Genomic DNA, 6,107 nt, shown 5'->3' on the forward strand with positions numbered 1-6,107 from the left:
TTGATAGCATTTTCTTCACACTTTTTTCTTTCTTCTTGGTACAATAGGAATGACGCTAAATTGGAATTAGAGAAGGGGGAATATGGGGATGTTGAAAAAAGCATGGGCAAGCCTGCTTGCAGTAATCTTCATTCTAACAATCGCACCACTCAATACCTCGGCAAACGAGGCGTTCTTAGACGCACTCGAAGAGGATTTGAAAGCGACGCATTACGACTATAAAGAAGGAACGGCTAAGATCGTCAAAGAAGAGACGCTCACGCACTCGAACGGCAACGAAGTCATCGCAGCGGTCGTCGAACTCGATACGGTACGTGACGGCATCTTCATCACACGTAAGACGGAGTTCCATTATTACGATGCGACGGACAACAAGATTCTGACGACGGCTGACCTTGTCGAAGTCGAAGGCGCGACCGAGTTTTCGGACGCGAACATCGACATGCTCGGTCAACAGATCATCTACTGGTTGCCGGTCCTGATCATGTTGCTCTTAATCGCGGTTCCGGCGCTCATTCTTTTCTTCGTCGTACCACGCTTCTACTCGACAACAGATTACATGAATCCGATTTATGAGAAAAACGATAATCCACGTTAAAAAAGAGCCGAGAGGCTCTTCAGCTTGTTGACTAACATCAATAGAATCGCTCGTCCTTCCGGCGCCCACGCTTTCCGCAGGCAATCCCGGAGCCGCATCGCGACTCGCGTCGCTGCTGGGTCTCCGTTGGATTGCTTTCCTGCAGGAGTCGGGGCGCCGTCGGACGAGCAACGCAAACGGTCGCCATCTGGCGGCCGTTTGTCTTTTTCTGAGGCCTCGATGGCCGACGAAAAAAGCCCTGGATATGTTCTTAGAACCGATGAAAACGGAAAACGGTATGTATGGACCGTCACCGCCTCCGAACAGGAAGGGAATCATCATGAACCGATCCGCACCGACGCCTCGTTAGACCAGTTGGTCCCGAAAAACCACCTCGTCCGTAAGATTGACCGCCATGTCGACTTCTCCATCGTCCATCGCGCCAACCTTATGGCAGCCACCGCATAAAACATGAAGAAGCTGGCCAGTTCACTGGCCTGGAGAGACCGTATACATACCATTTTTTCAATCTTGTGCCGGGCAGAGCGCCTCAAGGTCATCGAACATAAAAAAAGACGAACCAATTCGCTTTTCGCGAATTGGCTCTTTTTTTACGTCATTTTCAACTGTTCCATAATTTGATCAAGACCCATGCCGTTTCCTGAAGAGACGGCTGCGACGAACGCGCTCTCGACGATCGGGCCGTCATAGAACTTGATTTTCTTATCGCCTTCATACATATCGATAGCAAGCTCAGCGTTCATCGTCGCTGATCCGATATCGGACAGGATGAGTGCCTCTTTGTCGACGGTTTCGATGGCCTCGAGGATACGGGTCACATCGGTTCCAATACTGCTGTCTTCTAGTCCGCTCGCAAGATGAATCGGAACGGCTGGAGCCATCTCTTTCATCAAATCTTGAATCCCTTCACCAATTTTAGCGCTATGCGAAACGATGATGAGCTCTACGATGTTAACCGACCTCCTTCATAATCGCTTTCAAGACGATTGAACTGGACAACGCGCCAGGGTCAATTGTACCGCGAGAGTTCTCTCCGAAGTACGAGGCGCGGCCTTTCGTCGCCACCATCCTTTCCGTCTCATTGACGAGATGATCCAACTTTGAGGTAAAGTTATCTGACTCGCTCAAACCGTCTAAAAATGGCTCCCAGACGTCGACCATCGTCTTTTGCCCGGCGGTGGACTTGCCTCGGGCTTTGATCGCAGCCGTCCCTTCCTCTAGCGCTTCTTTCACGAGCGCGAAGTCGGCCTCGGTCGCGTCACCAAATTTCGGTGCTGCCTTGACGAATGCCGAGCCATAGAGTGGGCCGGCCGCACCGCCGACTTTTGACATGAGCGTCATACCGACTTTTTTACTCAACTCACCGAGAGAAGCGTACTCATCGTCGAGGATCGCAACGACCGCATCAAAGCCACGTGACATATTGATACCGTGGTCACCGTCCCCGATCGCCCGGTCTAGGTCTGTCAGTGTATCTTTATTCGCTTCAATCTCAGATTGGGCATGTCGGAGCGCTTGTTTGAACCCTTCAATCGTCAACATCGATTAAACACCTCGTTTGTTAGATTTTGAAACCGAGCGCCGCTGATGGCGCGTCAAGATAGCTTGTCAATTCATCGTCGAGCGGTAACAGGGTGATGGAGAAACCATGCATCTCGAGAGATGTCATATAGTTACCAACGTATTTACGTTTTAACGTGTAACCAGCCGCTTCTAATTTTTTGGCAACGAAGTGGTACGTCACGTAAAGCTCAGAGAGCGGTGTCCCCCCCATACCGTTGACCATGACGGCGACTTCTCCAGGCTCGACTTCTTTTGTCAGATGTTCGAGCAGGTCGTCGACAATCGAATCGACGTCGGTCGTCGGTTTCCGTTCGACACCGCGCTCGCCGTGAATCCCGATCCCGATTTCCATCTCTTCCTCGTTCAAGTCAAAGCCAGGTTTACCGCTCACTGGCATGTAGCACGGCTCGACCGCCATTCCCATCGAGCGGACGTGAGCTGCGACTTTTTTAGCGAGCGCTTTCACTTCTTCCAATGACTTCCCGCTCGCTGCTGCGGCTCCGGCAATCTTATGCACGAACACCGTGCCTGCTACGCCACGGCGGTCTTCTTTATTTGAAATCGCGACGTCATCAGCGACGACGACGTGATCGACTTTGATCCCTTCGGCGTCGGCAAGTTCGCCGGCCAGTTCGAAGTTCATGACATCACCGGAATAGTTTTTGACAACGAGCAACACACCGTTGCCGCCGTCCGCCGCTTTGATGCCTTCGAGTACCATGTCTGGGGTCGGGGACGTGAACACTTCACCACAAACAGCGGCGTCGAGCATCCCATCGCCAACGTAACCGGCGTGTGCAGGTTCATGCCCGCTTCCGCCACCTGAGACGAGTCCGACTTTTCCGGATTTGGCGCCGTCCGCTCTGCAGATGACGTTTACCCCTTCGACGCGACCGTACAGTTCAGGATGGGCGTGTACCATCCCTTCGACCATTTGCGACACAAGTTCACTTGCTTCACCAATCAGTTTTTTCACGTGGGATCACTCCTTTTTAAGTTTGAAAACTACCATTTTCAATTTTCCACTCTTTCGAACGGACTAAACAAAAAAGGTCGGCGAATTGTTTCGCCGACCTTGTCTCATACATATTCAAGTAAAGCGCCAGTCTCTGAATCGACCGTGAATTGGTACGTCGTTTCTTCGTCGCTCTCGAGGACCGAAATCCCGCCTTTGTAAACATCATACTCACGACCGTCATAAGTATAGATCTCCGGTGATGCCGAGATCCATGCGCCTTGGACGTGACCTTTCGCTGAAAACGCCCGTTTCGTGTACTCGAGCGCATCTTCAGCCGATAAGCTTCGTTCATCTAACACTTTTTTCGTCATAAGTGCGGCAACGACGGCAACCCCGATTCCAACTAACCAATACCTTTTCTTCATATGACTACCTCCCCTTGAACTATGGCTATCATGTACATCGTACCAAAACCTGTACCCCATTGGAATGAAAAGCATTCGCTTCCATCGAAATATTCTGTATATAATGAGACCAGAACGAGTGAAAGGATGAAATAAAATGGAACAAAAAACGAGAGAATTATTTAAGACGTTGACGGAATTGCCAGGAGCGCCCGGCTTCGAATCAGAAGTTCGTCAATTTGTCCGTGACCGGATCACTCCGCACGTCGATGATGTGATGATGGACGGAATCGGTTCAATCTTCGGGAAACGAGTCGGGGACGAGTCGGGACCACGCATCATGGTCGCCGGTCATATGGATGAAGTCGCGTTCATGGTCACACGGATCACAGAGAACGGCATGCTGTACATACAACCGCTCGGCGGCTGGTGGAGCCAAGTACTGATGGCACAACGGTTCGACATCGTAACATCGAACGGGAAAATCCCGGGTGTTGTCGCCTCGACGCCTCCGCATTTACTTGGGCCTGAGGCGCAGAACAAGCCGATGGAAATCAAGCAGATGTTCATCGATATCGGAGCCGACTCAAAAGAAGAGGCGGAGTCATGGGGCGTCCGGCCAGGACTTCCTGCCGTGCCGACGAGTGAATTCACTCCGCTCCACCATCCGAAAAAAATTATGGCCAAAGCATGGGACAACCGCTACGGCGTCGGTCTCGCCGTCGAGTTGCTCGAAGAGACGACCAAAGCAGATCATCCGAACATTTTGTTCTCGGGTGCGACTGTCCAAGAAGAAGTCGGCCTGCGCGGAGCCCAGACGGCTGCCGAGATGATTCAGCCGGACGTCGCGCTCGTGCTCGATGCGTCGCCAGCCAATGATGCTTCCGGCAATAAGACGGAATTCGGTCAGCTCGGCGAAGGCGCGCTCATCCGGATCTTTGACCGCGTCATGGTCATGTCTCCGGAAATGCGTGACTTCTTGCTCGATACAGCGTCAGATGAAAACATTAAGACACAATACTTCGTGTCACCAGGTGGGACGGACGCAGGTCGTATTCATATGAGTGGGCAAGGTGTGCCGACCGCCGTCATCGGCGTCGCAGCCCGTTACATTCATACGCACGCCTCGATTTTGCACACGGATGACTACGATGCGGCCAAAGCGCTTCTAAAAGCGCTCGTCAAACGGTTAGACCGTTCGACGATGGAAACGCTCCGCGCATCCCGTTAATGAACGACGCCACTTTAACCGAGTGGCGTTTTTTCCTGTTGATATTTACCGGAAAAAGATTATACTGAGAAAAGTGTGAAGACATAAACTTTACGGCTGACAAGACAATAGAAAGAGGGGTGAATCCCATGCTCAAGAAGAAAGGGATCACGCTCAGCCCGTCACTCTACTTTGTGACGGCGCTCAGCTATATGGCACTCGGATTATTCAGTACACTCATTATCGGGTTGATCATGAAGACGATTGGCGGACAACTGCTCGGTACGAGCGTTAGCGGTCTCGGCGATACACTCCAACAAATCGGAGACGTCGCCATCAGTTTGACGGGACCGGCCATCGGGATTGCGATCGCCTATGCGCTCCAGGCTCCGCCGCTCATCTTGTTTTCAGCGCTCGTCGTCGGGACGTTCGGCTATGAGTTCGGGCCGGCGGGTAGTTATGTCGCGACGCTTCTTTCGGTCGAACTGGCCAAGCTCGTCTCGAAGTCAACGAAGCTTGATATTTTAGTGACGCCATTCACGACGATCGCGATTGGTTACTTGAGTGCGACGTATATCGGGAAATATGTCGGTCTGTTCATGACCCAACTCGGCACGTGGATCGAGTGGGGGACTGAACAACAACCGCTCATTATGGGCGTCATCGTCGCGACGCTCATGGGTCTCGCGTTGACGGCCCCGATTTCAAGCGCGGCCATCGCGCTCATGCTCGGGCTTAGCGGAATCGCCGCCGGTGCGGCGACGGTCGGTTGTGCGGCCCAAATGGTCGGGTTCGCGGTCACGAGTTACCGGGACAACGGTATCGGTGGAGCGGTTGCCCAAGGGATCGGCACATCGATGCTTCAAGTCGGGAATATCGTCAAAAATCCATGGATCCTACTGCCCCCGACGGTTGCCGGTGCGGTGCTCGCCCCGATCGCCATCTTGCTGTTTGAATTAGAGAGTGTCGCGGCAGGGGCCGGGATGGGGACGAGCGGGCTCGTCGGTCCGATCGTCATGCTCGAAACGATGGGCTTCAGTTGGCATACGTTGATCGTCGTCTTCGGTTTCTTGATAGTCGGTCCGGCCATACTCAGCTATGCGGTATATCAAGTATTGACCCGGATGAACCGGATTCAGCCGAATGATATGAAAATCGAATATTGAACCGACACACAAAAAATGAGGCTGGGACATAACTCAGTAGATTTATAAGAAAGAGGCCACCGGGAGCGACTTGTTCGCTAACGGTGGCCTCTTCTCATTTTTATGGGTTCGTTCACGCATTTCGGACTAAACAGATAGGGGCGACCTCTGATAAAGTTAAAGTGACCAAACCATAACTTTGGAGGTGCCCCTATGTACAAAAAGTATA

General features: G+C 52.2%; 8 protein-coding genes. 4 read left to right on the plus strand and 4 right to left on the minus strand.

From position 1 onward, the window contains the following. Positions 1–88 precede the first annotated feature (88 nt). Together EVJ30_RS05485 and EVJ30_RS15135 are read left to right on the plus strand one after the other, a co-directional pair. Positions 89–598: a hypothetical protein gene (locus tag EVJ30_RS05485; RefSeq protein ID WP_236633357.1), complete on the plus strand. Its 510-nt coding sequence runs from the start codon at positions 89–91 to the stop codon at positions 596–598. Positions 599–622: 24 nt separating this feature from the next. After that, positions 623–1,045 (plus strand): hypothetical protein, encoded by a 423-nt coding sequence (locus EVJ30_RS15135; protein ID WP_161568818.1) that lies wholly within the window; start codon positions 623–625, stop codon positions 1,043–1,045. Between the two features lie 143 nt (positions 1,046–1,188). Here EVJ30_RS15135 and dhaM read toward each other — a convergent pair whose 3' ends face one another. From dhaM to EVJ30_RS05510, 4 genes are all read right to left on the minus strand, one after another. Continuing rightward, on the minus strand, positions 1,189–1,548 hold the full coding sequence (gene dhaM, locus EVJ30_RS05495) for a dihydroxyacetone kinase phosphoryl donor subunit DhaM (protein WP_131468326.1): 360 nt from the start codon (positions 1,546–1,548) through the stop codon (positions 1,189–1,191). A 1-nt stretch (position 1,549) separates the two neighbouring features. Next, positions 1,550–2,140 (minus strand): dihydroxyacetone kinase subunit DhaL, encoded by a 591-nt coding sequence (gene dhaL, locus EVJ30_RS05500; protein ID WP_131456017.1) that lies wholly within the window; start codon positions 2,138–2,140, stop codon positions 1,550–1,552. A 19-nt stretch (positions 2,141–2,159) separates the two neighbouring features. Further along, positions 2,160–3,137, minus strand: a complete 978-nt coding sequence (dhaK, locus tag EVJ30_RS05505) for a dihydroxyacetone kinase subunit DhaK (protein WP_131456018.1) — start codon at positions 3,135–3,137, stop codon at positions 2,160–2,162. 104 nt (positions 3,138–3,241) lie between these two features. Next, on the minus strand, positions 3,242–3,544 hold the full coding sequence (locus tag EVJ30_RS05510; RefSeq protein WP_131456020.1) for a PepSY domain-containing protein: 303 nt from the start codon (positions 3,542–3,544) through the stop codon (positions 3,242–3,244). Positions 3,545–3,680: 136 nt separating this feature from the next. Here EVJ30_RS05510 and EVJ30_RS05515 point away from each other — a divergent pair, with 136 nt between their 5' ends. Further along, positions 3,681–4,754 (plus strand): M42 family metallopeptidase, encoded by a 1,074-nt coding sequence (locus EVJ30_RS05515; RefSeq protein WP_131468328.1) that lies wholly within the window; start codon positions 3,681–3,683, stop codon positions 4,752–4,754. A 128-nt stretch (positions 4,755–4,882) separates the two neighbouring features. Next, positions 4,883–5,899 (plus strand): PTS sugar transporter subunit IIC, encoded by a 1,017-nt coding sequence (locus EVJ30_RS05520; RefSeq protein WP_131456024.1) that lies wholly within the window; start codon positions 4,883–4,885, stop codon positions 5,897–5,899. Positions 5,900–6,107 lie beyond the last annotated feature (208 nt).

It is taken from the genome of Exiguobacterium sp. SH5S13, from assembly GCF_004337085.1.
Taxonomy (GTDB): domain Bacteria; phylum Bacillota; class Bacilli; order Exiguobacteriales; family Exiguobacteriaceae; genus Exiguobacterium; species Exiguobacterium aurantiacum_A.

Coding starts and splice junctions, on each gene's coding strand:
- dhaL (WP_131456017.1), bottom strand. CDS start 2,140: ATGTTGACGATTGAAGGGTTCAAACAAGCGCTCCGACATGCCCAATCT.
- EVJ30_RS05485 (WP_236633357.1), top strand. CDS start 89: ATGTTGAAAAAAGCATGGGCAAGCCTGCTTGCAGTAATCTTCATTCTA.
- EVJ30_RS05520 (WP_131456024.1), top strand. CDS start 4,883: ATGCTCAAGAAGAAAGGGATCACGCTCAGCCCGTCACTCTACTTTGTG.
- EVJ30_RS05515 (WP_131468328.1), top strand. CDS start 3,681: ATGGAACAAAAAACGAGAGAATTATTTAAGACGTTGACGGAATTGCCA.
- EVJ30_RS05510 (WP_131456020.1), bottom strand. CDS start 3,544: ATGAAGAAAAGGTATTGGTTAGTTGGAATCGGGGTTGCCGTCGTTGCC.